Source organism: Pseudomonas sp. GYB4201 (assembly GCF_056312595.1).
Map to the genome: position 1 here is coordinate 18,226 of NZ_JBWGIG010000029.1, position 22,695 is coordinate 40,920.

The following is a 22,695-nucleotide window of genomic DNA, read 5'->3' on the forward strand; positions in this document are numbered from 1 at the left end:
CGCGCGCCCGGGGCGCGCGCGCTCTGTTCGGTGTCCCGCCGCGGCCGCAGGCCGCGTCAGGGCTCAGCCAACAATCTCAAGGCCATACTCGGCCGACGCATCCTGCAGCCACAGCCACCAGTAGTCGGAGAAGCTGCGGCGCACCACCAGCTCCCAGACGTCTTCGCTGGGGCGACGAATCACCAGTTGCGACTTGGCGAACACCGTGCCCACGGCCTTGCCCACCGGGAAGTTGTCGGGGTGCACGTCGTAGCTGGTGGACTTCATCAGCACTTCACGCACCTTGGGGCCGCTCAGCTCCAGCAGGCTCTGGCCGCCGCTGACGTTGACCACGGCGATGTGCTGGCCATCCAGCGCTTCACGCAGGCGGTTCTCGGTGGCCACTTCTTCGCCAGCCGGCACTACCAGCAGCCATTCATCCGGGCCCAGCCATTGCAGCGAAGTATCGCCGCTGGCAACCATGGCCAGGGCACCCGGCAGCTCCAGGCCCAGGGCCTTGAACACGCCACCGGCGAAGGCCTGATCGTGGCCGTTGCCACGCAGGGTCAGGTGGCCCAGCAGTTTCTTGTCGCGCAGCTTCACGCCGGCGTTCTTGCGGCCCTTGCCCACCAGCTTGTCGAGGCCGGCGTGATGCAGCGGCGACTCGACCTTGGCACCCGAGGCAGGGCGTTGTTCGTATACGTTGACTGTGGTCATGGGGACACCTGTCAAAAATTCAGTGAGCTGACACACCCGTAGCCGCTGCCAGAGGCTGCGCTGGCCTTCGCATACACCCGCGACTCCTGGGTTGGAATACGGGCCAGCGCAGCCTGACGGCAGCGGCTACAGTCGATATCAAACGTTCTGTTGTTCGCCTTTGGGGTCGAAGAACACCGAGCTGCAGATTTCGGCTTCCACGAAGCTGCCGTCCACCAGCGGGGCGTAGACCTTCTCGCCCATGCGCTTGAGGCCGCCCTTGACCACCGCCAGGGCAAACGAATGGCCCATGGTGGAGCTCATGTAGCTGGAGGTCACGTGACCGACCATGCTCATGGGGATGGCCTGCTTGGTGTCGAACACCAGCTGGGCGCCTTCGGGCAGCACCTTGTTCGGGTCCACGGGGCGCAGGCCCACCAGCTGCTTGCGCTGGTCGCGCACGCAGTCTTCGCGGTTCATGCCACGCCAGCCGATCCACGAGAACGGCTTGGTGCGGCCTACGCACCAGCCCATGTTCAGGTCGTCCGGGGTCATGGAACCGTCGGTGTCCTGGCCAACGATGATGAAGCCCTTCTCGGCGCGCAGCACGTGCATGGTCTCGGTGCCGTACGGGGTCAGGTTGTACTGCTTGCCGGCCTCGACGATCTGTTGCAGCACGCCCATGGCGTAGTCGGCCTGGATGTTGACTTCGTACGACAGCTCGCCGGTGAACGAGATACGGAACACCCGCGCCGGCACACCGCCGACCTTGCCTTCCTTCCAGGTCATGAACGGGAAGGCGTCCTTGTCCAGGTCGATGTCGGTGACGTGGCTCAGCAGCTTGCGGCTGTTGGGGCCCGACAGGGTCAGGGTGGCCCAGTGGTCGGTGACCGAGGTGAAGTACACCTTCAGGTCCGGCCATTCGGTCTGCTGGTAGATCTCCAGCCACTGCAGCACGCGGGCGGCGCCGCCGGTGGTGGTGGTCATCAGGAAGTGGTTGTCGGCGAGGCAGGCGGTCACGCCGTCGTCGAACACCATGCCGTCTTCCTTGCACATCAGGCCGTAGCGGGCCTTGCCCACGTCCAGTTTGGTCCAGGCGTTGGTGTAGATGCGGTTGAGGAACTCGCGGGCGTCCGGGCCCTGGATATCGATCTTGCCCAGGGTGGAGGCGTCCAGCAGGCCCACGCTGTCACGCACGGCCTTGCATTCGCGGGCCACGGCGGAGTGCATGTTTTCGCCGCGTTGCGGGAAGTACCAAGGGCGCTTCCACTGGCCGACGTCTTCGAATTCCGCGCCATTCTTCACGTGCCAGGCATGCAGGGCAGTGAAGCGCACCGGTTCGAACAGGTGGCCGCAGTGACGCCCGGCGATGGCACCGAAGGTGATCGGCGTGTAGTTGGGGCGGAACATGGTGGTGCCCATCTCGGTGATCGAGATGCCACGGCTGCGGGCCGCAATGGCCAGGCCGTTGATGTTGCCCAGCTTGCCCTGGTCGGTGCCGAAGCCCAACGCGGTGTAGCGTTTAACGTGTTCCACCGACTCGAAGCCTTCGCGGGTCGCCAGTTCGATGGCGGCGGCGGTGACGTCGTTCTGCTGGTCGACGAATTGCTTCGGCGCCCGGGCAGTCGGCTTGTCGTGGGGCACCTGGAACAGCGCCACGGTCGGTTCTTCCTGGCGGTTCAAGGCCTTCGGCACGGTGCCTTCGACAATCTTGAAGCCCGCTTCGGCCGCCGCACGGGCGCCACCTTCGAAGCCGTCCGACAGCGCGTCGGCCAGGTTGAACACACCATTGATGCCGCCCACGCACACGCGTTTCTGCGGGGCATCGCCGGGCACGAAGGCGAGGATGTCTTCACGCCACACCGGCTTGCCGCCCAGGTGCGAGGCCAGGTGCACCACCGGGCTGTAGCCGCCGGAGCTGCCGATCAGGTCGCACTCCAGCCATTCGCCGGGGCTGGTGACTTTGTGGCCCTTGACGTCGATGGCGGCGACACGGGCAGCGGTCACGTGCTTGCTGCCACGCGATTCGATCACGGCGCTGGAGGTGAGGATGCGAATGCCCTTGGCACGTGCCTCTTCCACCAGGGCACCGCGCGGGTTATGGCGGGCATCGGCCACGGCCACCACTTGCAGGCCGGCGTCGAACCAGTCCAGGGCCACGCGGTAGGCGTAGTCGTTGTTGGTGGACAGCACCAGCTTCTTGCCCGGTGCCACGCCGTAGCGGCGCACGTAGGTGGAGATGGCACCGGCGAGCATGTTGCCCGGCACGTCGTTGTTGCCATACACCAGCGGACGCTCATGGGCGCCGGCGGCCAGCACCACACGCTTGGCGCGCACACGGTGGATGCGCTGGCGCACCTGGCCGATCGGGGCGCGGTCGCCCAGGTGGTCGGTCAGGCGTTCGTGAATGGTCAGGAAGTTGTGGTCGTGGTAGCCGTTGACGGTGGCACGCGGCAGCAGGGTGACGTTGGCCAGGCCCTTGAGCTCGTTGACCACCTGCACCACCCACTCGGCGGCGGGCTTGCCGTCCAGGCTCTCGCGGGTGTCGAGCAGGCTGCCGCCGAACTCTTCCTGCTCATCGGCGAGAATAACGCGGGCCCCGCTGCGCGCGGCTGCCAGGGCAGCGGCCAGGCCAGCAGGGCCGGCGCCGACGATCAGCACGTCGCAGTGCTGGTTGAAGTTGTCGTAGGTGTCCGGGTCGTTTTCGGTCGGCGAGCGGCCCAGACCGGCAGCCTTGCGGATGTACTTCTCGTAGGTCATCCAGAAGGACTGCGGGTACATGAAGGTCTTGTAGTAGAAGCCCGGCGGCATCAGCTTGCCGCCGACCTTGCCGAGGATGCCCATCATGTCGTTGTTGACGTTCGGCCAGCCGTTGGTGCTGGTGGCCACCAGGCCCTGGTACAGCGCCTGTTGGGTGGCGCGTACGTTGGGAATCTGGGTGGCTTCGGTGGCACCGATCTGCAGGATGGCGTTCGGCTCTTCGGTACCGGCGGCGATGATGCCGCGAGGGCGCGAGTACTTGAAGCTGCGGCCGACGATGTCGACGCCGTTGGCCAGCAAGGCGGCGGCCAGGGTGTCGCCTTCATAGCCGGTGTAGCTCTGGCCGTTGAAGGTGAAGGTGATTTTCTTGCTGCGATCGATGCGACCGCCGCTGGACAGGCGATTGACCTGGCTCATGCTTTATCTCCCGCGGCCGTGAACTGGGGCTTGGTGCCGATCGGATAGGTTTCGAGAATCTCGTACGTCACCGTGTCGCGGGTGGCGTTGAAGTACTGGCGGCAGCCGGCGGCGTGAATCCACAGTTCGTGGTGCAGGCCACGGGGGTTGTCGCGGAAGAACATGTAGTCGCCCCACTGCTCGTCGGTGCAGGCGCCGGGGTCCAGCGGGCGCGGGATGTGGGCCTGGCCGGAGCTGTGGAACTCTTCTTCGGAGCGCAGTTCGCCGCAATGAGGACAGAAGATATGCAACATGAAGGACTTCTCCTGTAATTAGTGGGCGACCGCGGCAGCGCCGTGTTCGTCGATCAGCGCGCCGTTGTGGAAACGCTCGATGGAAAATGGCTTGGCCAGCGGGTGCATCTCGCCCTTGGCCAGGCTGGCGGCAAAGACGTTGCCCGAGCCGGGGGTGGCCTTGAAGCCGCCGGTGCCCCAACCGCAGTTGAAGAACATGTTCGGCACCGGGGTCTTGGAGATGATCGGGCAGGCGTCCGGGGTGGTGTCGACGATGCCGCCCCACTGACGGTTCATGCGCACGCGCGACAGCACCGGGAACATCTCGACGATGGCCTGGATGGTGTGCTCGATCACCGGGTACGAGCCGCGCTGGCCGTAGCCGACCCAGCCATCGATGCCGGCGCCGATCACCAGGTCGCCCTTGTCGGACTGGCTGATGTAGCCGTGCACGGCGTTGGACATGATCACGCTGTCGATGATGGGCTTGATCGGCTCCGACACCAGGGCCTGCAACGGGTGGGATTCCACTGGCAGGCGGAACCCGGCCAGCTTGGCCATGTGCCCGGAGTTACCGGCGGTCACCACGCCGACGCGCTTGGCGCCGATGAAGCCCTTGTTGGTCTCCACGCCAATGCACACGCCGTTTTCCTTGCGGAAGCCGATCACTTCGGTCTGCTGGATCAGGTCCACGCCCAGGGCGTCGGCGGCCCGGGCGAAGCCCCAGGCCACGGCGTCGTGACGGGCCACGCCGCCGCGGCGTTGCACGGTGGCGCCGATGATCGGGTAGCGGGTGTTCTTCGAGCAGTCCAGGTACGGAATCTCGTCGGCCACCTGCTTGCCGTTCAGCAGTTCGCCGTCCACGCCGTTGAGGCGGTTGGCGCTGACGCGGCGCTCGGAGTCACGCATGTCCTGCAGGGTGTGGCACAGGTTGTAGACGCCGCGCTGGCTGAACATGACGTTGTAGTTGAGGTCCCGGGACAGGCCTTCCCACAGCTTCATGGCGTGTTCGTACAGGTGGGCCGATTCGTCCCACAGGTAGTTGGAGCGCACGATGGTGGTGTTGCGGGCGGTGTTGCCGCCGCCCAGCCAGCCCTTCTCCACCACCGCGACGTTGGTGATGCCGTGTTCCTTGGCCAGGTAGTAGGCCGTGGCCAGGCCGTGCCCGCCGCCGCCGACGATAACCACGTCGTAGACCTTTTTAGGCGTTGGCGTGCGCCACATGCGCTGCCAGTTCTCGTGGTGGCTGAGGGAGTGTTTGAGAAGGCCGAAGCCCGAATAACGTTGCATAGGGTTCTACTCCAGCTCAGCGGTAAACCGGGAAGTCAGCGCACAGGGCGGCGACGTTCTTGGCCACATCGGCTTCCACGTCGGCGTCGCCCAGGTTGTCGAGGATGTCGCAGATCCAGCCAGCCAGCGCGGTGCACTGGGCCACCTTGAAGCCACGGCTGGTGACAGCCGGGGTGCCGATGCGCAGGCCCGAAGTCACGAACGGCGACTGTGGGTCATTGGGTACGGCGTTCTTGTTGACGGTGATGTGCGCGCGGCCCAGGGCGGCGTCGGCGTCCTTGCCGGTCAGGCCCTGGCGAATCAGGCTGACCAGGAACAGGTGGTTGTCGGTGCCGCCGGAGACCACGTCGTAACCGCGGTCGACGAACACGCCGGCCATGGCCTGGGCGTTGTCGATCACTTGTTGCTGGTAGGCCTTGAAGCCTGGCTCCAGGGCTTCCTTGAAGCACACGGCCTTGGCGGCGATGACGTGCATCAGCGGGCCGCCCTGGCCGCCGGGGAACACCGCGGCGTTGAGTTTCTTCTCCAGGGCTTCGTTGGCACGTGCCAGGATCAGGCCGCCACGCGGGCCGCGCAGGGTCTTGTGGGTGGTGGTGGTGACCACGTCGGCGTAAGGCAGCGGGTTGGGGTACAGGCCGGCGGCGACCAGGCCAGCCACGTGGGCCATGTCGACGAACAGGTAGGCACCGACCTTGTCGGCGATCTCGCGGAAGCGCGGGAAGTCCAGGGTCTTGGAGTAGGCCGAGAAGCCGGCGATGATCATTTTCGGCTGGTGTTCGACGGCCAGGCGTTCCACTTCGTCGTAGTCGATCAGGCCGGTGTCGGTGTCGATGCCGTACTGCACGGCGTTGTACAGCTTGCCGCTGAAGCTGACCTTGGCGCCGTGGGTCAGGTGGCCGCCGTGGGCCAGGCTCATGCCCAGCACGGTGTCACCGGCCGCCAGCAGCGCCAGGTACACCGCGGCGTTGGCCTGGCTGCCCGAGTGCGGCTGGACGTTGGCGTAGTCGGCACCGAACAGCTGCTTGGCGCGGTCGATGGCCAGCTGTTCGACCTTGTCCACGTGCTCGCAGCCACCGTAGTAGCGCTTGCCCGGGTAGCCTTCGGCGTACTTGTTGGTCAAACCGCTGCCCTGGGCCTGCATCACGCGCTTGCTGGTGTAGTTTTCCGAGGCGATCAGCTCGATGTGATCTTCCTGACGCTGTTCCTCGGCATTCATTGCCGCCAGCAGTGCATCGTCATAACCCTGGATCTGGTCTTGCTTGCTGAACATCGCGATCTCCCAGCGGCGGCGCGGCGCCTGTCGTATTGGTCGGGAACGGCCTTCTGGCAGCCCCCTTTGAGTGCGATGGTAGGGCTGGCGCCTATAGGCCAGATGCCTGCGCGCGCCACACAAAGGTGCGTTAACGACATACAGCCCATGTAGCCGCTGCCGAAGGCTGCGCTGGACGGTGTGAACCCTGAAAATCTCCAGCGGGGCGCAGGGCCAGCGCAGCCTGGCGGCAGCGGCTACGGTGGTTGGCGCGTTGTAACAAGTGCCCCATAGGCGCCGCGTGGACGGTGGTTTACAGTGACCGGCTAGACGATCACAAGGAACCGGCCATGAACGAGCAAAGCCAGCAGTTTGCCAGTGACAACTATTCGGGCATCTGCCCCGAAGCCTGGGCGGCCATGGAACAGGCCAACCACGGCCACGAGCGTGCCTACGGCGACGACCAGTGGACCGCCCGCGCCGCCGACCACTTCCGCCGCCTGTTCGAGACCGACTGCGAGGTGTTCTTCGCCTTCAACGGCACCGCCGCCAACTCCCTGGCACTGTCGTCGCTGTGCCAGAGCTACCACAGCGTCATCTGCTCGGAGACCGCCCACGTCGAGACCGACGAATGCGGCGCGCCGGAGTTCTTCTCCAACGGCTCCAAGCTGCTCACCGCCCGCAGCGAGAACGGCAAGCTGACCCCCGACGCCATCCGCGAAGTGGCGCTCAAGCGCCAGGACATTCACTACCCCAAGCCACGGGTGGTCACCCTCACCCAGGCCACCGAAGTGGGCAGCGTGTACCGCCCCGATGAGCTGAAAGCCATCAGCGCCACCTGCAAGGAACTGGGCCTGAACCTGCACATGGACGGCGCCCGCTTCGCCAACGCCTGCGCCACCCTGGGTTGTTCACCGGCCGAACTGACCTGGAAATCGGGCGTGGACGTGCTGTGCTTCGGCGGCACCAAGAACGGCATGGCCGTGGGCGAGGCCATCCTGTTCTTCAAGCATGAACTGGCGGTGGATTTCGATTACCGCTGCAAGCAGGCCGGCCAGCTGGCGTCGAAGATGCGCTTCCTGTCGGCGCCCTGGGTGGGCCTGCTGGAAAACGACGCCTGGCTCAACCACGCCCGCCACGCCAACCACTGCGCGCAGCTGCTGAGCCAGCTGGTGGCGGACATTCCAGGGGTGGAACTGATGTTCCCGGTGGAGGCCAACGGGGTGTTCCTGCAAATGTCCGAGCCAGCCCTGGAAGCCCTGCGTGGCAAGGGCTGGCGTTTCTACACCTTCATCGGCAGCGGCGGCGCGCGGTTCATGTGTTCGTGGGACACCGAAGAAGCGCGGGTGCGGCAGCTGGCAGCGGATATTCGCCAGGTGATGAGCTGATCCTCACAGCTTGAACCCGCCCATCTGCCGCGCCAGGTCGTCAGCCAGGCGGCTCAGGGCCTGGCACTCTTCGCGGCCGCTGCGCACCTCGCCGGCCGTGGCCCGTGCCAGGTCGGAGATGCCCTGGACGTTGCGGTTGATCTCCTCGGTCACCGCCGTCTGCTCCTCGGTGGCGGTGGCCACCTGGTGGTTCATGTCGCTGATGCGCTCCACCTGCCCGGTGATGGCGGTCAGCGACTCGCCGGTGCGCTGGCTCGACGCCACGCCGGTCCCGGTGGCCGCCTGGCCACTGTGCATGGACGCCACGGCGTGCTCGGCGCCTTGCTTCAGGCGGCCGATCATCTTCTGGATTTCGTCGGTCGAGGCCTGGGTGCGCTGCGCCAAGGTGCGTACCTCATCGGCCACCACGGCGAAACCACGGCCCATCTCCCCTGCCCGCGCCGCCTCGATGGCTGCGTTCAGCGCCAGCAGGTTGGTCTGTTCGGAGATACCGCGGATCACCGCTAGCACCTGATCGATGGAGCCCACCTGCTCGGCCAGTTCGCTGACCGCGCCGGCGGCGCTGCCGATTTCCACCGACATGCCCTCGATGTGGGCGATGGAGCGGCCGACGATATCCCGTGCCTGCAAGGCTTCATCGCGAGCGGTCTGCGAGGCTTCGGCGGCGCTGCCGGCGTTGCGGGCGATCTCCTGCACGGTGAGGCCCATCTCGTGCACGGCGGTGGCCACCATGTCGGTCATTTCCTTCTGGCGGCCGGCACGATCGGCGGTGTTGTCCACCACTTTCGCCACTTGGCCAACGCTGCCACGCAGCCGTTCGCTGGTGGCCAGCACTTCGGCGATCAGGTCACGCTGGCTGCCCAGGAAGCGGTTGAAGCCGCGCGCCAGGTCGCCCAGTTCGTCGGCACGCGAATCGTCCAGGCGGTGGGTCAGGTCGCCGCCGCCACTGCCGATGGCCACCAGCGCGGCGGTCACCTGGCGAATCGGCCGCACCAGCCCGCGCGCCAGCAGCACCACCAGCAGCAGGCACACCAGCGCCACCGCCAGGCCGATCAGGCTGGTCAGCCACAGGGCCTGGCGCGCCTGGGCATAGATCTGGGCTTCCGGCACTTCGGCCACCAGGCTCCAGTTCAGGTCGCGCAGGGGCAAGGCCAGGGCCAGGTAGGCTTCGCCGTCACGTTGGAAGCGCCCGGTGGTCAGGCCGCTGTGGCCTAGCACGGCCTTGGCCGCGTCGGGGCCGATCTGTTCGGCCAGTTGGCGCTTGCCGCTGAGGTCGGCCTGGGGGTGCACCTGGATCAGGCCGTCGTTGCGCACCAGGAACACCTTGCCGCGCTCGCCGAAGCTGTAGTTGTGGATCAGCCCGGACAACTCGCCCAGGCTCAGGCCCAGGCCGGCGATGCCCAGGGTCTTGCCTCCCTGCTGCACGCGTAGGTCGATGAACAGCGTCGGTGCGCCGGTGGCGGTGTCGTTATCGATATTGAGGGTGCGCGGCTTGCCGCTGTCGAGAAACTGGTAGAACCAGCTGTCCTGGGGGTTGTTGCGGCTGAGGGTACGGTCCAGGCCCTTCTCGGTGTAGTAGTGGTTGCTGCTGGCACTGGCGATCAGCGCGGTGAACGCCTGGTGCTGGCCACGCACGCCGTCGAGGTACTGGGTGAATGATGGCAATTGGGCACTATTTTCGCCCTCCGCCAGCCATTGCTGCACCAGGGTGTTGCTGGCGATGTCGTCGGCCGCGGTCAGTGGCTTGGCCAGGATGCGCTCGATGTCGTTGCGCATGGCCTCGATGCTGGCCGGCAAGGCTGTTTCCAACAGGTACGTCTGGGCCAGGCGGTTGACCACCGCGGTGTAGATACCCACCACGATGAGGATGCTGACCAGCAGGGCCGTGCCCATGCTGAGGATCAATTGCCATTGAATACTGCGGCGCCACAACTGCATGGGTGTAACCCTCTGAATGTCTACATCGGCAAGACTGCAACAGCCGTGCCGATTGTATACATTACCCAGACGAACGGTTACACAATAGTGCAAAGGCCCCGCCGCCGCTGGCGGGGCGCTTACCTTCAGCCGTGGCTGATGGTGTTCTTGATCACATCAACCGTGGCGTTGACTTGCTCTTGATAACGGTTGAGCGCCTCGCTGTGCTGCTGCTGCATTTCCAGCTGCTTGGAGCACAGGTTCAGCGCCGCCAGCACCAGCAACTTGTCGCCGATGAGGGAGGGGTACTTGCGTTTGGTCTCGGCCAACGACGCATTGAGCAGGCGAGTGGCGTCGAGCAGTTTCTGCTCTTCACCCGGCGGCGCCTTGAGCGAGTAGTCATTGCCCAGGATCGACACGACCTTGATCGACTCCTGGCCGGTACTCATGCGCTCACGGCACCAGCGCTAGCGCGCTGAACCAGGGCCTGGATACGCGAGACAGTGGAGGTCTGCTTCTCTTCCTGCTCCATCAGGGTCAGTTGCAGGGACTCGTTCTCTTCCTTGGCCTGGGCCAGTTGAGCGGTGATTTGAGCGTTGTTTTCGGTGAGGACGCGGTTCTGTTCAACCAGTTCGCTGACCAGTTGTTCCAGTTGGCTCAGAGTTGTTTCCAGCATGATGATTTCTCGGCAGGTTCAAAGGGCGGTAACGATAAAGAAAAGTCGCCGCGCAGGCCAGGGTTTATAAGGCTTGGGACCATGAAATACGCGGTTGCGACCTTCCATGGCCAAGCTCCGGGCCAAACCCGAAACAGACCCTGATGGACCGGCATATGCCCATTCGGTTCCGGCCCGGGCCCATCCCTGCGACAAATGGCCCCTAAAGACTGGCGCCCAGCGTCCGATAGTCATGGCAAATCTGTTTGTGTCGCAAGGACCGCGCGCCCTCATCTGGAACCCGCCATGTCCCTACGCAACATGAATATCGCGCCCCGCGCGCTGTCCGGCTTCGCCTTCATCGGCGCGCTGATGATCATCCTCGGCGTCTTCGCCCTCGTGCAGATGGGTAACATCCGCAAGGCCGGCGAAGAGATCGAGGGCAACACCCTGCCCAGCATCGCCAACCTCGACCAGATCACCCAGATGACCCTGCGCATGCGGGTGCTGGCCTACCGCCTGCTGTCCAACCGCGACGCCCAGACCCAGGCCGACACCCTCAAGCTGCTGGACTCGCGCAACCAGCTGATCGCCAAGGCCCAGGCCGCCTACGAGCCACTGATCGCCGGCCCTGAAGAGCGTGCGGCCTACGGCCAGCTGAAAGACGCGCTGGGCGAATACCACGAGTTGGAAATGCGCATGCGCGCGGCCAACACCGCCAACGACCTGGACACCCTGCGCAAGGTGGTCAACGGTGACCTGCAGGACAACTCGGCCCGGGTCAACACCGCCCTGGACAACCTGGTGACCATCAACACCCAGCAGACCGCCGACATGAACAACGCCGCGGCCGCCCAGTACTCCTCGGCCTTCACCCTGGTGGTGACGCTGCTGATCATCGCCGCCGTGCTGACCTTCCTGTTCGCCTGGCTGCTGACCCGCAGCATCGTCGGGCCGATCGACCAGGCCCTGGCCGCCGCCGAGCAGATCGCCGAAGGCAACCTGACCCGCCCGATCCACGTGGAAGGCCGCGACGAAGCCGCCCGCCTGCTGATTGCCATGGAGAAGATGCAGGACAAACTGCGCGACACCCTGCAGCGCATCTCCGGCTCGGCCACCCAGCTGGCCTCCGCCGCTGAGGAACTGAACAGCGTCACCGACGAAAGCGCCCGTGGCCTGACCCAGCAGAACCACGAGATCGAGCAGGCCGCCACCGCCGTCAACGAGATGACCAGCGCCGTGGAAGAAGTGGCGCGCAACGCCGTCAGCACCTCGGAAGCCTCCAAGGACGCCACCAGCTCGGCCAGCGACGGCCGCGACCTGGTGCAGGAAACCGTGGGCGCCATCGAGCGCATGAGCGCCGACGTGCAGAGCACCGCCGACCTGATCGGCAACCTGGCGGACGAGTCCCGCGACATCGGCAAGGTGCTGGACGTGATTCGTGGCTTGGCGGACCAGACCAACCTGCTGGCCCTGAACGCCGCGATCGAAGCCGCCCGCGCCGGTGAAGCCGGCCGTGGTTTCGCCGTGGTGGCCGACGAAGTTCGCGCCCTGGCGCACCGCACCCAGCAGTCCACCGCCGAGATCGAACGCATGATCGGCAGCATCCAGGGCGGCACCGAGCAGGCGGTGAATTCGATGCGCAACAGCACCGAGCGCGCCGAGTCGACCCTGAACATCGCCAAGGGCGCCGGCATGGCCCTGGACACCATCAACGGTGCCATCGTGCAGATCAACGAGCGCAACCTGGTGATCGCCAGCGCGGCGGAAGAGCAGGCCCAGGTGGCCCGCGAAGTGGACCGCAACCTGGTGAACATCCGCGACCTGTCGGTGCAATCGGCCGCCGGCGCCACCCAGACCACCGCGGCCAGCGCCGAGCTGTCGCGCCTGGCGGTGGACCTGAACAACATGGTGGCGCGTTTCAGCCTGTAACAGAAACACCGTAGCCGCTGCCGTCAGGCTGCGCTGGCCCTCTGCCTCACTGAAGATCTCCAGTGTTCATCAGGGCCAGCGCAGCCTGGCGGCAGCGGCTACAGCGTTGGATCAGTACTCGATCCGCACATCTCCCTTCGGCACGCTGCAGCACGACAGGATGTAGCCATCGGCAACGTCTTCGTCGGTGATGCCGCCGTTGTGCTCCATCTCCACTTCCCCGCCCAGCTTCATCACCTTGCAGGTGCCGCAGATGCCCATGCCGCAGGCCTTGGGAATCATCAGGCCGAGCTTGGCTGCCGCCGCGTGCACGGTTTCCCCCGGGGCCACGCGGATGCTCTTGCCGGCGGCGGTGAACTCCACCTGGTGCAGTTCGCTGGCATCGGGCTCCGGTGCCTCGGCGGCCTGTTCGGCATTCTCCACCGCGTCGGCGCGGGCTTCGGGCGGCGTGGCACCGAACGACTCCTCGTGGTAGCGCGACATGTCGTAGCCGGCCGCCTCCAGCAGGCGCTTCACCGCGTTCATGTACGGCGTGGGGCCGCAGCAGTAGATCTCGCGCTCCATGAAGTCGGCGGCAATCAGCTCCAGCAGCTTGTGGTTCAGGTAGCCGCGGTAGCCTGCCCATGGCTCGCCCAGCCCGTGCTTCTCGCAAATGATGTGCAGGCTGAAGTTGTCGATGCGCGACGCCATGTGTTCCAGCTCGCGGTGGTAAATGATGTCCTTGGGCGAGCGGGCGCTGTGCACGAAGACCATGTCGACGTTGGCGTTGGTGTCGTAGAACCAGCGAGCCATGGACATCACCGGGGTAATGCCGACGCCGCCGCTGAGGTACAGCACCTTGGGCGCCGGGAAGTCGATGGCGTTGAACAGCCCCACCGGGCCGTGCACCGCCAGCTCCTGGCCTTCGTGCAGGGTGTCGTGCAGCCAGTTGGACACACGCCCGCCGGGCACGCGCTTGATGGTAATGGAGAAGCTGTAGGGTACCGACGGCGAGCTGGAGATGGTGTAGGAACGCATCACCGGCTGGCCTTCGATTTCCAGCTCCAATGTCACGAACTGCCCCGGCTTGAAGAAGAACAGGATGGGCTGGTCGGCCATGAAACAGAAGGTGCGCACGTCCCAGGTTTCCTGGATGACCTTGACGCAACGGACCACATGGCGGCCATTGGCCCATGTCTGGGTATTTACCGGGCTCAGGAAGCTGTTCGACATGCTCATCTCCACGGCCGACTGCCGGCCTCATGGGGAAGGATTCTGCGTGGGCCGTGTCGCTGTCACTTTCCTATCTGCGACATTCACATGCTTATGGCGACCAGCCCCATGGTGCAAGGGCTGGCGCGTCGGGAATGGATTGGGCCATGTCGCCCATGGATAAGGTTCGCGGCCACGGCGGACGCACACTCCACGGCAAATGAACCGCTGTAAATGAAGCCTTGCGTTGCAAACCGTATCAGCCACTTTTCGCGGCCGCACAGATGGCCATGAGGACACACACGATGGACGTTACCGCTACCCTGAGCCTGGGCGACCCGCTGGAACCCGCACGCAAGGCCACCGCTGAGATGCTCCAGACCCGGGAGCGCACGTTCTCGCTGCCGCAGCCGTTCTATAACGACGAGCGCCTGTTCGACATCGACATGCAGGAGATCTTCCAGAAGGAATGGTTGATCGCCGGCATGACCAGCGAGATTCCGGCCAAGGGCAACTTCATCACCCTGCAGATCGGCAAGAACCCGATCATCGTGGTGCGCGGCGCCGATGGCGTGGTGCATGCCTTCCACAACGTCTGCCGCCACCGCGGCTCGCGCCTGTGCACCAGCGAGAAAGGCAAGGTGGCCAAGCTGGTGTGCCACTACCACCAGTGGACCTACGAGCTGGATGGCCGCCTGCTGTTCGCCGGCACCGAAATGGGCGCCGACTTCGACATGAAGCAGTACGGCCTGAAACCGGTGAACGTGAAGACCGCCGGCGGCTACATCTTCATCAGCCTGGCCCAGAACCCACCGGCCATCGACGAGTTCCTGCGCACGCTCGAGCACTACATGGAACCCTATGACATGGAGAACACCAAGGTGGCGATCACCACCACCCTGGTGGAAAAGGCCAACTGGAAGCTGGTGCTGGAAAACAACCGCGAATGCTACCACTGCGGCGGCTCGCACCCCGAGTTGTTGAAAACCCTGCTGGAGTGGGACGACGTCACCGACCCGCGCGCCGACCAGGCCTTCAAGGACCACCTGGCCGCCAGCGCCGCCGCCTGGGAAGCCGAGAAGATCCCCTACGCCCACGCCAGCTTCGGCCTGCGCAACCGCATCGTGCGCATGCCGCTGCTCAAGGGCACCGTGTCCATGACCCTGGACGGCAAGGTCGGCTGCAAGAAGCTGATGGGGCGCATCCAGAACCCGGACCTGGGCTCCATGCGCATCCTGCACCTGCCGCACTCCTGGAACCACTGCATGGGCGACCACATCATCGTCTTCACCGTGTGGCCCATCAGCGCCCAGGAAACCGTGGTCACCACCAAGTGGCTGGTGCACAAGGACGCCGTGGAAGGCGTGGACTACGACGTGGACCGCATGCGCCAGGTGTGGGACGCCACCAACGACCAGGACCGCCGCCTGGCCGAGGAAAACCAGAAAGGCATCAACTCCACCGCCTACCAGCCCGGCCCCTACTCCAAGACCTACGAGTTTGGCGTGGTGAACTTCATCGACTGGTACAGCGAGCGCATGCTCAGCAACCTGGGGGCCGCGCCAGCGCCGTACCTGAAGGGCGTGGCGGTGCACGAGTAATCACCTGCTCTGTAGGAGCCGACCTTGGTCGCGATGCTGGCACCCCACGGTGCCAGCCCTACCGCCATCGCGACCAAGGTCGGCTCCTACCGTGACTGTTGATCAATAACTGATCAACACGCCTCGCGGCCTTGCCCTGCTGGCCCTGCAGCCTTGCACCAACATCTTATCCACAGCCAGGCCCACAGCAAATGTGGGCAAGTGCTGCCCGCCTGCGCAAGAAACCCAAGAAAAACCGTGACTTATTCAGAATCACCTTCCCCAGCGTCAATTGATCAAAAATCGATCAAAGCTCTGTAAGCCAAGCATTACCTGGCCTGTAGCCATGGGCGAACACCTTATCCACAGTTACGCCAACAGACTTTGTGCGCAAGTTTGACGCCCTGCCCCCAGCCCTGTGGAAAACCGCCGGAACCCGCGGTTTATTGGGATTCCAGCGCTTGCATGAAGCCAAAACCATCAGTTTGATCAAAAAACGACCAAACCTGTGCACGCCTTGCCACGCAAGGCTCCCAGCGTTACGCGAACAGATTATCCACAGAGGCACCAACAAGGATTGTGGGAAACATTCGCTGGCCACCGGGTTTTACCCACAGCGAAAACCGCTAAAAAACAGCCACTTACCTTGGTCATTTAATGATCAAAGCGCTGCAGCCCTTGATCCGCCTGGATCCTGGCGATGCACCAACAACTTATCCACACGCCCACCCACACCGAATGTGGGCAACTGGGGCCAATACCCCCTACACCTGTCGGGGTTGTCGCGCACCAGGTCCTTGATCAATCTGTTTGCACCAATAAAAAAGGGATAACCCATGCACTCGGATAGCCTCATCGCCGCCCTCGCCATCGCCCTGCTGCTGGGCATCAGCCTCGCCAGCGCCGAGCCCCACACCGACTGGCAGGAGGTGCTCCAGGTAGGGCTGCCGCTGTGCCTGGCAGGGGTGGTGACGGTGGCCTACTGGTTGCGTCGCCAGCAGCCACGGCGTGCCAGGCCGGTGCAGCCACGGGGGTTGTTCATGGTGTGGGTGAATATTCGGTGGGAAGGGTTGGGGCGGCGGGGAGCCTGATGCGTAGATCCTGTGACGCAGCCTTCGGCAGCTGCTATGGGGCACAGGCTGTAGCAGCGGCCGGAGGCCGCGTCACGGGTTGGGGAATGGCTGAGCGCTTTGGTCAGCGCACCACCCCCTCCTCCACCAACAACTTCAATATCGCCTGCGCGCCTTCCTGGGCACTCACGCCCTTGAGCACCTGCCCGCCACCACCGCTGGCCTTGGCCGTGGCGGCTTTCATGCGGTCGGCGCCGCTCTTGGCCTTGATCACTTTCAGGCGCTTGGGCCGCGGCTTGGCGGGGCTCAGTTCGGCGCCTGTGGATAACGGGTCTTCGACGATTTCCACCCGGTCCACCTGGAACTGGCCGCGCTGGGCGGGGCCGTAGGCGCTTTGGCGGGCCTTGGGGGCGGCGTTGTCGACGGTGGCCAGCAGCGGCAGGCGCACCTTGAGGCGCCGGCGCTGGCCGCGTGGCAGGGCTTGCAGCACCTGGGCGACGCCGTTGCTCACCGACTCCACTTCGGCAAGGCCGGTCACCAGCGGCCAGCCAAGCTGTTCCGCCAGCAGGAACGGCAGCATGCCCGAGCCTTCGCCGGTTTCCGCCTGGCTGCCGGCCAGCACCAGTTGCGCGCCAACGTCGTGCAGGTAGTTGGCCAGGGCCGGCAGCACGTCGCTGCCCGGCGGTTGTTCGAGCACGTCCATGTGCGCCAGGCCCATGCCCAGGTAGCTGCGCAGGGCCGGCTCGCGGACGTCGCCGGCGTGCACCACCTGCAAGTTATCCCCGGCCAGCTGCAGGCCAAGTTCCACCGCGCGGGCGTCCTGTTCGGCGCGGCGGCTGCGGCCGGAGGTAGGGTGGGCGCCGACGGAGACCAGGCTGACGACTTTCATGTTCATGTGCACCTCAGGCGGCATCGCGCTTGGCTTGGTTACGGTAGGCGTCCACGGCGGCGATCAGCGCCTTGAGCAGCTCGCCGCTGTCGCCGATCACCGAGAGGTCGGCGCGCTTGATCATGTCGCAACCGGGGTCGAGGTTGATGGCGATGACCTTGTCGCAGGCGCCGATGCCCTGCAGGTGCTGGATGGCGCCGGAAATGCCGACGGCCACGTAGACCCGCGCGGTGACCCAGGTGCCGCTGGCGCCCACCTGGCGGTCGCGGGTCATGAAGCCATCGTCCACGGCCACCCGCGAGGCGCCCTCGGTGGCGCCCAGCGCTGCGGCGGTGCTGTGGAACAGCTCCCAGTCGCGCACGCCGTTGCCGCCGGAGAAGATGAACTCGGCCTCGGCCATGGGAATGGCGGCCGGGTCCACGGCCACCGCGCCCAGGTCTTCGATGCGCGACAGGCTGCGCGCCACGCTTGTGGATAACTGCACCGCCAGCGCCTCGTGGCGGGTTTCATCCACCGGCTCGGCGCATTCGGCGGCGGCCAGGATCAGCCGTGGCAAGACGCGGCTGATGTCCTGTTGGCCGGCGCCGGCGCGGCCCACGCAACGGCCTTCCTTGACCTGCCAGATGCGCGTGGCCGGGCGTTCGCCCAGGCTGGCACCCAGGCGCCGGCCCAGCTCGCCGCCACCGCTGCGGCTGTCGGGCAGCAGCCAGTGGCGCGGGTTGAACTGGTTATCCACGGCGCGCAGGCCCTGGATGCGTTGCTCGGGGGCGTAGCCGTCGTATTCGTCGCCGCTGATTTCCAGCAGGCGGTCGACGCCGGCGATGGAGAAACTGGTTTCCTTGTGCTCGCCAAAGACGATCGCCAGCACTGCGCCGTCGCTGCCCGCCAGCTGATGAGCCAGGCCCAGCAGGTCGCGGTCGTGGCTGCTGAGGCGGCCGCCGACCATGTCCGGCACCACGGCGATGTAGAACGCCGGCTCCGGCACCCGATGCAACGGCAACAGCACCTCCACGGCCGCCGAGCGCTTGCTCGCGCCGCCCTGTTGCGCGCCGCTGCGGTCAATGCGCTTGATGCCATTGGGGCCGATGAAGCCCACGGCATGGGGGTTCTTGCGGATGACGCCCGCAGGCCCCATCCAGGACGCCTGCACCGGCTGCATGGCCGCGTGCAGCGGGTGCAGGCGGTTGCGGGCGATCCTCTCGGCCCGCGGGTCGCGGCGAATAATGTCGCTCATCAGTGCACCTCCGCAGGGATACGTTTAGCCGGCACTGGCTTTGCCGTCGCTGCCTCTTCCACCAGCGCATCAGCCACCAGCTCGGCGATGTCCTTGATCAGGGGGCGGGGCTCGACCACGCCTTCCAGCATGGCCGTGCACTGTGGGCAACCCACGGCCACCAGCTCGGCCTGGGTCTGGCGGATGTCGTCCATGCGCATGTCGGGAATACGCTGCTTGCCGGGAATGTCGGTGATCGGCGCGCCGCCACCGCCGCCGCAGCAGCGCGAGCGGAAGCCGGAACGCTGCATTTCGCGCACCTCGATGCCTAGGGCCTTGAGCACGTCGCGCGGGGCCTGGTATTCGCCGTTATAGCGGCCCAGGTAGCACGGGTCGTGGTAGGTGACGCTGCCGCCCTTGTGCTGGCCCAGGCTGAGCTTGCCCGCGGTCACCAGTTCGGCCATGAAGGTGCTGTGATGCAGCACCTCGTACGTGCCATTGAACGCACCGTATTCATTCTTCAGCACGTGGAAGCTGTGCGGGTCGCAGGTGACGATGCGGCTGAAGCTGTACTTGGCCAGGGTCTGGATGTTGCGCCTGGCCAGGTGCTGGAACGTCGCCTCATCGCCCAGGCGGCGCGCCACGTCGCCACTGTCGCGCTCTTCCAGGCCCAGCACGGCGAAGTCGACCTTGGCCGCCTTCAGCACTTTGACGAAGGCGCGCAGGGTGCGCTGGTTGCGCATGTCGAAGGCGCCATCACCGACCCAGAACAGCACGTCGGCGGTCTTTTTCTCGCTCATCACGTTGAGGTTCAGGTCGGCCGCCCAGTTCATCCGGCCGCCGGGGTTGAAGCCGCCGGGGTTGTCGGTGGCGATCAGGTTGTCGAGCACCTCGGCGCCCTTGTTGGGGGTAGCGCCCTTTTCCAGGGTGAGGTGGCGGCGCATGTCGACGATGGCGTCGACGTGCTCGATCATCATCGGGCACTCTTCCACGCAGGCGCGGCAGGTGGTGCACGACCACAGGGTTTCGGCGTCCACCAGGCCGTTGACGATGGGCTGGTGCGGGTTGCCACCGTGCTCACCAATTGCCTTGCCCGGGTAGGGGCTGCCGGCGAACTGGGCGTCGGTGCCCCCGGCCAGGCCCACTACCATGTCCTGGATCAGTTTCTTGGGGTTCAGCGGCTGGCCGGCGGCGAACGCCGGGCAGGCCGCCTCGCACTTGCCGCACTGCACGCAGGCGTCGAAGCCCAGCAGCTGGTTCCAGGTGAAGTCCTTGGGTTTTTCCACGCCCAGCGGCGCAGCCGGGTCGGCCAGGTTCAGCGGCTTGAGGCCGGTGGAACGGCCGCCGCCAAAGCGCTCGGCGCGGCGGTGCCAGGCCAGGTGCAGGGCACCGGCGAAGGCGTGCTTCATGGGCCCGCCCCAGGTCATGCCGAAGAACAGCTCGGACACGCCCCACAGCACGCCCACCGCCAGGATCGCCGCCAACACCCAGCCGCCGAAGTTGGCAGGCAGGATGCCGGCCACCGGCAGGGTCAGCAGGAAGAAGCTCGCGGCGAACGCCAGCAGGCTTTTCGGCAGGCGCATCCATGGGCCTTTCGACAGCCGCGACGGCGGATTCAGCCGGCGTTTGAAGACGAACACGGCACCGACGAACATGATGACCGTAGCCAACAGCAGTGCATAACCGAGGATGCGGTTATGCAGGCCGAAGCCGTGCACCAGGATCGCCAGGACGATGGACAGCACCGCGCCACCGGCCGTGGCCACGTGGGTGTTGGCGATGTATTTGTCGCGCGCCACCACGTGGTGCAGGTCGACCATGTAGCGCCGCGGCATGGCCAGCAGGCCGCCCAGCAGGTCGACGGCAGCCGGCCGGCCCTGGCGCCACAGGCGCACGCGGCGCACGGCGCCGAGCACGCCAAGGGCCAGGGCGGCGAATAGCAGGATGGGGAGGATAGTGTTCAGCATGGGGGGGCTCCCACCAGTACAGCGAAATAAATGCGTTCCTGTAGGAGCTGCCGCCAGGCTGCGATAAAGGCCGAAGGACTTTCGTCCGGGTCAGGATCGCAGGGGCCGCGATGCGGCCCGACGCCGCCTGGCGGCAGCTGCTACGCGGTTACGCCGAGCTTAGAAGTCCTTGCACAGGCGCAGGGCGTCGTAGATCGCCGCATGGGTGTTGCGCTGGGCCACGCAGTCGCCGATGCGGTACAGCAGGTAGCCGTCGCCGGCCTGGCTCAACGCCGGTTGCGGCTGGATGGCAAACAGCGCCTCGATGTCCATCTGGCCCTTGTTGCGCGACTCCTGCTTCAGCTCGTAATAGAGTTTCTCGTCCGGCCGCACGCCGTTCTCCACCACCACCTGGTCCACCACGCGCTCCTCCTTGGCCCCGGTGTACTCGTTCTCCAGCACCGCCACCAGCTTGTCGCCCTCGCGGTAGACCTTTTCCAGCATGAAGTCGCCGGTCATGATCACTTCTTTCGGGTACATGCTGCGGTAGTAGGTGGGGAACGACGTGCCGCCAATGGCCACGCCCGGCTTGATGTCGTCGGTGACGATCTCCACCTGGGCGCCCTTGTCGGCGAGGTAGTCGGCCACCGACATGCCGGTGAACTCGCAGATGGTGTCGTACACCAGCACGTTCTTGCCCGGTGCCACCTTGCCGTCCAGCACGTCCCAGCTGCTCACCACCAGGCCTTCTTCCGCCCCCCAGTGCTCGTTCTGCTCCAGGAACGGGTGGCCGCCCACGGCCAGCACCACCACGTCGGGGCGCAGGTCGCGAATGGTCGCCGCGTCGGCAGCAGTGCCCAGGCGCAGGTCCACCTTCAGGCGCGCCAGTTCCAGCTGGAACCAGCGGGTAATGCCGGCGATCTGGTCACGTTGCGGCGCCTTCGACGCCGTGGTGATCTGCCCGCCGATGAAGTCTTTCTTCTCGAACAGCGTCACGTCGTGGCCACGCTCGGCCGACACCCGCGCCGCCTCCATGCCCGCCGGGCCGGCACCGACAACCACCACCTTGCGTTTGGGCCCGGTGGATTTCTCGATGATGTGCGGCACGCCCATGTATTCACGCGAGGTGGCGGCATTCTGGATGCACAGCACGTCCAGGCCCTGGTACTGGCGGTCGATGCAGTAGTTGGCGCCCACGCACTGCTTGATCTGGTCCACCTGGCCCATCTTGATCTTGGCGATCAGGTGCGGGTCGGCGATGTGCGCGCGGGTCATGCCGACCATGTCCACGTAGCCGCCTTCGAGAATGCGCGTGGCCTGGTTGGGGTCCTTGATGTTCTGCGCGTGCAGCACCGGCGCCTTCACCACTTCCTTGATACCGGCGGCCAGGTGCAGGAACGGCTCCGGTGGATAACTCATGTTGGGGATAACGTTGGCCAGGGTGTTGTGGGTGTCGCAACCCGAGCCCACCACGCCAATGAAGTCGATCATGCCGGTGTCGTCGTAGTACTTGGCGATCTGCTTCATGTCCTCGTGGCTGAGGCCATCGGGGTGGAATTCGTCGCCGCAGATGCGCAGGCCCACGCAGAAATCGGGGCCCACTTCCTTGCGTACGGCCTTGATCACTTCCAGGCCGAAACGCATGCGGTTTTCAAAGCTGCCGCCCCATTCGTCGGTGCGCTTGTTGACCCGTGGGCTCCAGAACTGGTCGATCATGTGCTGGTGCACCGCCGACAGCTCCACGCCGTCCAGGCCGCCGGCCTTGGCCCGCGCCGCAGCGCTGGCGTAGTTGCCGATCACGCGCCAGATCTCTTCGGGCTCGATGGTCTTGCAGGTGGCGCGGTGCACCGGCTCGCGGATGCCCGACGGCGACATCAGCGTGGGCCAATGCTCGCCGTCCCAACGCGAGCGGCGGCCCATGTGGGTAATCTGGATCATGATCTTGGCGCCATGCTTGTGCATGGCGTCGGCCAGGTTCTGGAAGTGCGGGATGATCTTGTCGGTGGCCAGGTTCACCGATTTCCACCAGCCCTGGGGGCTGTCGATGGCCACGCTGGACGAGCCGCCGCAGATCGCCAGGCCGATGCCGCCCTTGGCTTTCTCTTCGTAGTATTTGACGTAACGATCGGTAGTCATGCCGCCATCGGTGGCGTAGACCTCGGCGTGCGCAGTGCTGAGCACGCGGTTGCGGATCGTCAACTTGCCGATCTGGATCGGCTGGAACATCGCTTCGAAAGCCATGACGGTGTCC

General features: G+C 65.5%; 17 protein-coding genes and 1 pseudogene. 4 read left to right on the forward strand and 14 right to left on the reverse strand.

Annotated features, from left to right (window positions below; genetic code table 11):
* Positions 1-63 precede the first annotated feature (63 nt).
* The 5 genes from AC0Z2B_RS23450 to glyA form a co-directional block, all read right to left on the reverse strand.
* Complete coding sequence (locus AC0Z2B_RS23450) at positions 64-696, reverse strand: sarcosine oxidase subunit gamma (RefSeq protein WP_416427240.1); 633 nt, start codon at positions 694-696, stop codon at positions 64-66.
* Positions 697-834: 138 nt separating this feature from the next.
* Positions 835-3,852, reverse strand: coding sequence for a sarcosine oxidase subunit alpha (locus tag AC0Z2B_RS23455; protein WP_476299759.1), 3,018 nt, complete (start codon positions 3,850-3,852; stop codon positions 835-837).
* Positions 3,849-4,145 (reverse strand): sarcosine oxidase subunit delta, encoded by a 297-nt coding sequence (locus tag AC0Z2B_RS23460; protein ID WP_027980273.1) that lies wholly within the window; start codon positions 4,143-4,145, stop codon positions 3,849-3,851. Before AC0Z2B_RS23460 ends, AC0Z2B_RS23455 begins: the two co-directional genes overlap by 4 nt.
* 18 nt (positions 4,146-4,163) lie before the next feature.
* Positions 4,164-5,414 (reverse strand): sarcosine oxidase subunit beta family protein, encoded by a 1,251-nt coding sequence (locus tag AC0Z2B_RS23465; RefSeq protein WP_476299760.1) that lies wholly within the window; start codon positions 5,412-5,414, stop codon positions 4,164-4,166.
* 16 nt (positions 5,415-5,430) lie between these two features.
* Positions 5,431-6,684, reverse strand: a complete 1,254-nt coding sequence (gene glyA / locus AC0Z2B_RS23470) for a serine hydroxymethyltransferase (protein WP_476299762.1) — start codon at positions 6,682-6,684, stop codon at positions 5,431-5,433.
* A gap of 329 nt (positions 6,685-7,013) precedes the next feature.
* On the opposite strand from glyA, the gene AC0Z2B_RS23475 reads away from it, so the two are divergent.
* Positions 7,014-8,051 carry a threonine aldolase family protein gene (locus tag AC0Z2B_RS23475; RefSeq protein WP_476299763.1) on the forward strand — a complete coding sequence of 346 codons (1,038 nt, stop codon included), beginning with the start codon at positions 7,014-7,016 and terminating at the stop codon, positions 8,049-8,051.
* A gap of 3 nt (positions 8,052-8,054) precedes the next feature.
* Here the strand turns inward: AC0Z2B_RS23475 and AC0Z2B_RS23480 are convergent, their stop codons facing one another.
* The 4 genes and pseudogenes from AC0Z2B_RS23480 to AC0Z2B_RS23495 form a co-directional block, all read right to left on the reverse strand.
* Positions 8,055-8,792, reverse strand: a complete 738-nt coding sequence (locus AC0Z2B_RS23480) for a methyl-accepting chemotaxis protein (RefSeq protein ID WP_416427483.1) — start codon at positions 8,790-8,792, stop codon at positions 8,055-8,057.
* A gap of 126 nt (positions 8,793-8,918) precedes the next feature.
* Positions 8,919-9,989, reverse strand: a pseudogene (locus tag AC0Z2B_RS23485) (HAMP domain-containing protein); the annotation flags it as partial.
* 125 nt (positions 9,990-10,114) lie between these two features.
* Positions 10,115-10,417 carry a cell division protein ZapA gene (locus tag AC0Z2B_RS23490; RefSeq protein ID WP_416427245.1) on the reverse strand — a complete coding sequence of 101 codons (303 nt, stop codon included), beginning with the start codon at positions 10,415-10,417 and terminating at the stop codon, positions 10,115-10,117.
* A complete protein-coding gene (locus tag AC0Z2B_RS23495) occupies positions 10,414-10,644 on the reverse strand; it encodes a hypothetical protein (protein WP_416427246.1) in 231 nt (76 codons plus the stop codon). The genes AC0Z2B_RS23490 and AC0Z2B_RS23495 overlap by 4 nt, the downstream gene beginning before the upstream one ends.
* A gap of 300 nt (positions 10,645-10,944) precedes the next feature.
* Between AC0Z2B_RS23495 and AC0Z2B_RS23500 the strand changes: the two genes are divergently transcribed.
* Positions 10,945-12,555: a methyl-accepting chemotaxis protein gene (locus AC0Z2B_RS23500; protein ID WP_476299821.1), complete on the forward strand. Its 1,611-nt coding sequence runs from the start codon at positions 10,945-10,947 to the stop codon at positions 12,553-12,555.
* 111 nt (positions 12,556-12,666) lie between these two features.
* On the opposite strand, the gene gbcB is transcribed toward AC0Z2B_RS23500, so the two are convergent.
* Positions 12,667-13,767, reverse strand: a complete 1,101-nt coding sequence (gene gbcB, locus AC0Z2B_RS23505; protein WP_416427247.1) for a glycine-betaine demethylase subunit GbcB — start codon at positions 13,765-13,767, stop codon at positions 12,667-12,669.
* 284 nt (positions 13,768-14,051) lie between these two features.
* Between gbcB and gbcA the strand changes: the two genes are divergently transcribed.
* Positions 14,052-15,347 (forward strand): glycine-betaine demethylase subunit GbcA, encoded by a 1,296-nt coding sequence (gene gbcA, locus AC0Z2B_RS23510; RefSeq protein ID WP_476299764.1) that lies wholly within the window; start codon positions 14,052-14,054, stop codon positions 15,345-15,347.
* A gap of 815 nt (positions 15,348-16,162) precedes the next feature.
* Positions 16,163-16,417 carry a hypothetical protein gene (locus tag AC0Z2B_RS23515; RefSeq protein ID WP_416427250.1) on the forward strand — a complete coding sequence of 85 codons (255 nt, stop codon included), beginning with the start codon at positions 16,163-16,165 and terminating at the stop codon, positions 16,415-16,417.
* A 103-nt stretch (positions 16,418-16,520) separates the two neighbouring features.
* Here AC0Z2B_RS23515 and etfB read toward each other — a convergent pair whose 3' ends face one another.
* From etfB to dgcA, 4 genes are all read right to left on the reverse strand, one after another.
* The gene (etfB, locus tag AC0Z2B_RS23520) at positions 16,521-17,291 is read right to left on the reverse strand and encodes an electron transfer flavoprotein subunit beta (RefSeq protein ID WP_416427251.1); all 771 of its coding nucleotides are present in this window, start codon (positions 17,289-17,291) and stop codon (positions 16,521-16,523) included.
* Between the two features lie 7 nt (positions 17,292-17,298).
* Positions 17,299-18,519 (reverse strand): electron transfer flavoprotein subunit alpha, encoded by a 1,221-nt coding sequence (gene etfA, locus AC0Z2B_RS23525; RefSeq protein ID WP_476299765.1) that lies wholly within the window; start codon positions 18,517-18,519, stop codon positions 17,299-17,301.
* Positions 18,519-20,465: a dimethylglycine demethylation protein DgcB gene (gene dgcB, locus AC0Z2B_RS23530; RefSeq protein WP_476299766.1), complete on the reverse strand. Its 1,947-nt coding sequence runs from the start codon at positions 20,463-20,465 to the stop codon at positions 18,519-18,521. Before dgcB ends, etfA begins: the two co-directional genes overlap by 1 nt.
* Before the next feature lie 159 nt (positions 20,466-20,624).
* Entirely contained in the window at positions 20,625-22,685 is a 2,061-nt protein-coding gene (dgcA, locus tag AC0Z2B_RS23535; protein WP_457358362.1) for a dimethylglycine demethylation protein DgcA, read from the reverse strand.
* Between the last annotated feature and the right edge of the window lie 10 nt (positions 22,686-22,695).

Bases quoted from the DNA above. Each gene is read 5' to 3' on its own strand.
- AC0Z2B_RS23450 (WP_416427240.1), bottom strand. From the start codon at position 696: ATGACCACAGTCAACGTATACGAACAACGCCCTGCCTCGGGTGCCAAG.
- AC0Z2B_RS23455 (WP_476299759.1), bottom strand. From the start codon at position 3,852: ATGAGCCAGGTCAATCGCCTGTCCAGCGGCGGTCGCATCGATCGCAGC.
- AC0Z2B_RS23460 (WP_027980273.1), bottom strand. From the start codon at position 4,145: ATGTTGCATATCTTCTGTCCTCATTGCGGCGAACTGCGCTCCGAAGAA.
- AC0Z2B_RS23465 (WP_476299760.1), bottom strand. From the start codon at position 5,414: ATGCAACGTTATTCGGGCTTCGGCCTTCTCAAACACTCCCTCAGCCAC.
- glyA (WP_476299762.1), bottom strand. From the start codon at position 6,684: ATGTTCAGCAAGCAAGACCAGATCCAGGGTTATGACGATGCACTGCTG.
- AC0Z2B_RS23475 (WP_476299763.1), top strand. From the start codon at position 7,014: ATGAACGAGCAAAGCCAGCAGTTTGCCAGTGACAACTATTCGGGCATC.
- AC0Z2B_RS23480 (WP_416427483.1), bottom strand. From the start codon at position 8,792: ATGACCGACATGGTGGCCACCGCCGTGCACGAGATGGGCCTCACCGTG.
- AC0Z2B_RS23490 (WP_416427245.1), bottom strand. From the start codon at position 10,417: ATGAGTACCGGCCAGGAGTCGATCAAGGTCGTGTCGATCCTGGGCAAT.
- AC0Z2B_RS23495 (WP_416427246.1), bottom strand. From the start codon at position 10,644: ATGCTGGAAACAACTCTGAGCCAACTGGAACAACTGGTCAGCGAACTG.
- AC0Z2B_RS23500 (WP_476299821.1), top strand. From the start codon at position 10,945: ATGAATATCGCGCCCCGCGCGCTGTCCGGCTTCGCCTTCATCGGCGCG.
- gbcB (WP_416427247.1), bottom strand. From the start codon at position 13,767: ATGTCGAACAGCTTCCTGAGCCCGGTAAATACCCAGACATGGGCCAAT.
- gbcA (WP_476299764.1), top strand. From the start codon at position 14,052: ATGGACGTTACCGCTACCCTGAGCCTGGGCGACCCGCTGGAACCCGCA.
- AC0Z2B_RS23515 (WP_416427250.1), top strand. From the start codon at position 16,163: ATGCACTCGGATAGCCTCATCGCCGCCCTCGCCATCGCCCTGCTGCTG.
- etfB (WP_416427251.1), bottom strand. From the start codon at position 17,291: ATGAACATGAAAGTCGTCAGCCTGGTCTCCGTCGGCGCCCACCCTACC.
- etfA (WP_476299765.1), bottom strand. From the start codon at position 18,519: ATGAGCGACATTATTCGCCGCGACCCGCGGGCCGAGAGGATCGCCCGC.
- dgcB (WP_476299766.1), bottom strand. From the start codon at position 20,465: ATGCTGAACACTATCCTCCCCATCCTGCTATTCGCCGCCCTGGCCCTT.
- dgcA (WP_457358362.1), bottom strand. From the start codon at position 22,685: ATGGCTTTCGAAGCGATGTTCCAGCCGATCCAGATCGGCAAGTTGACG.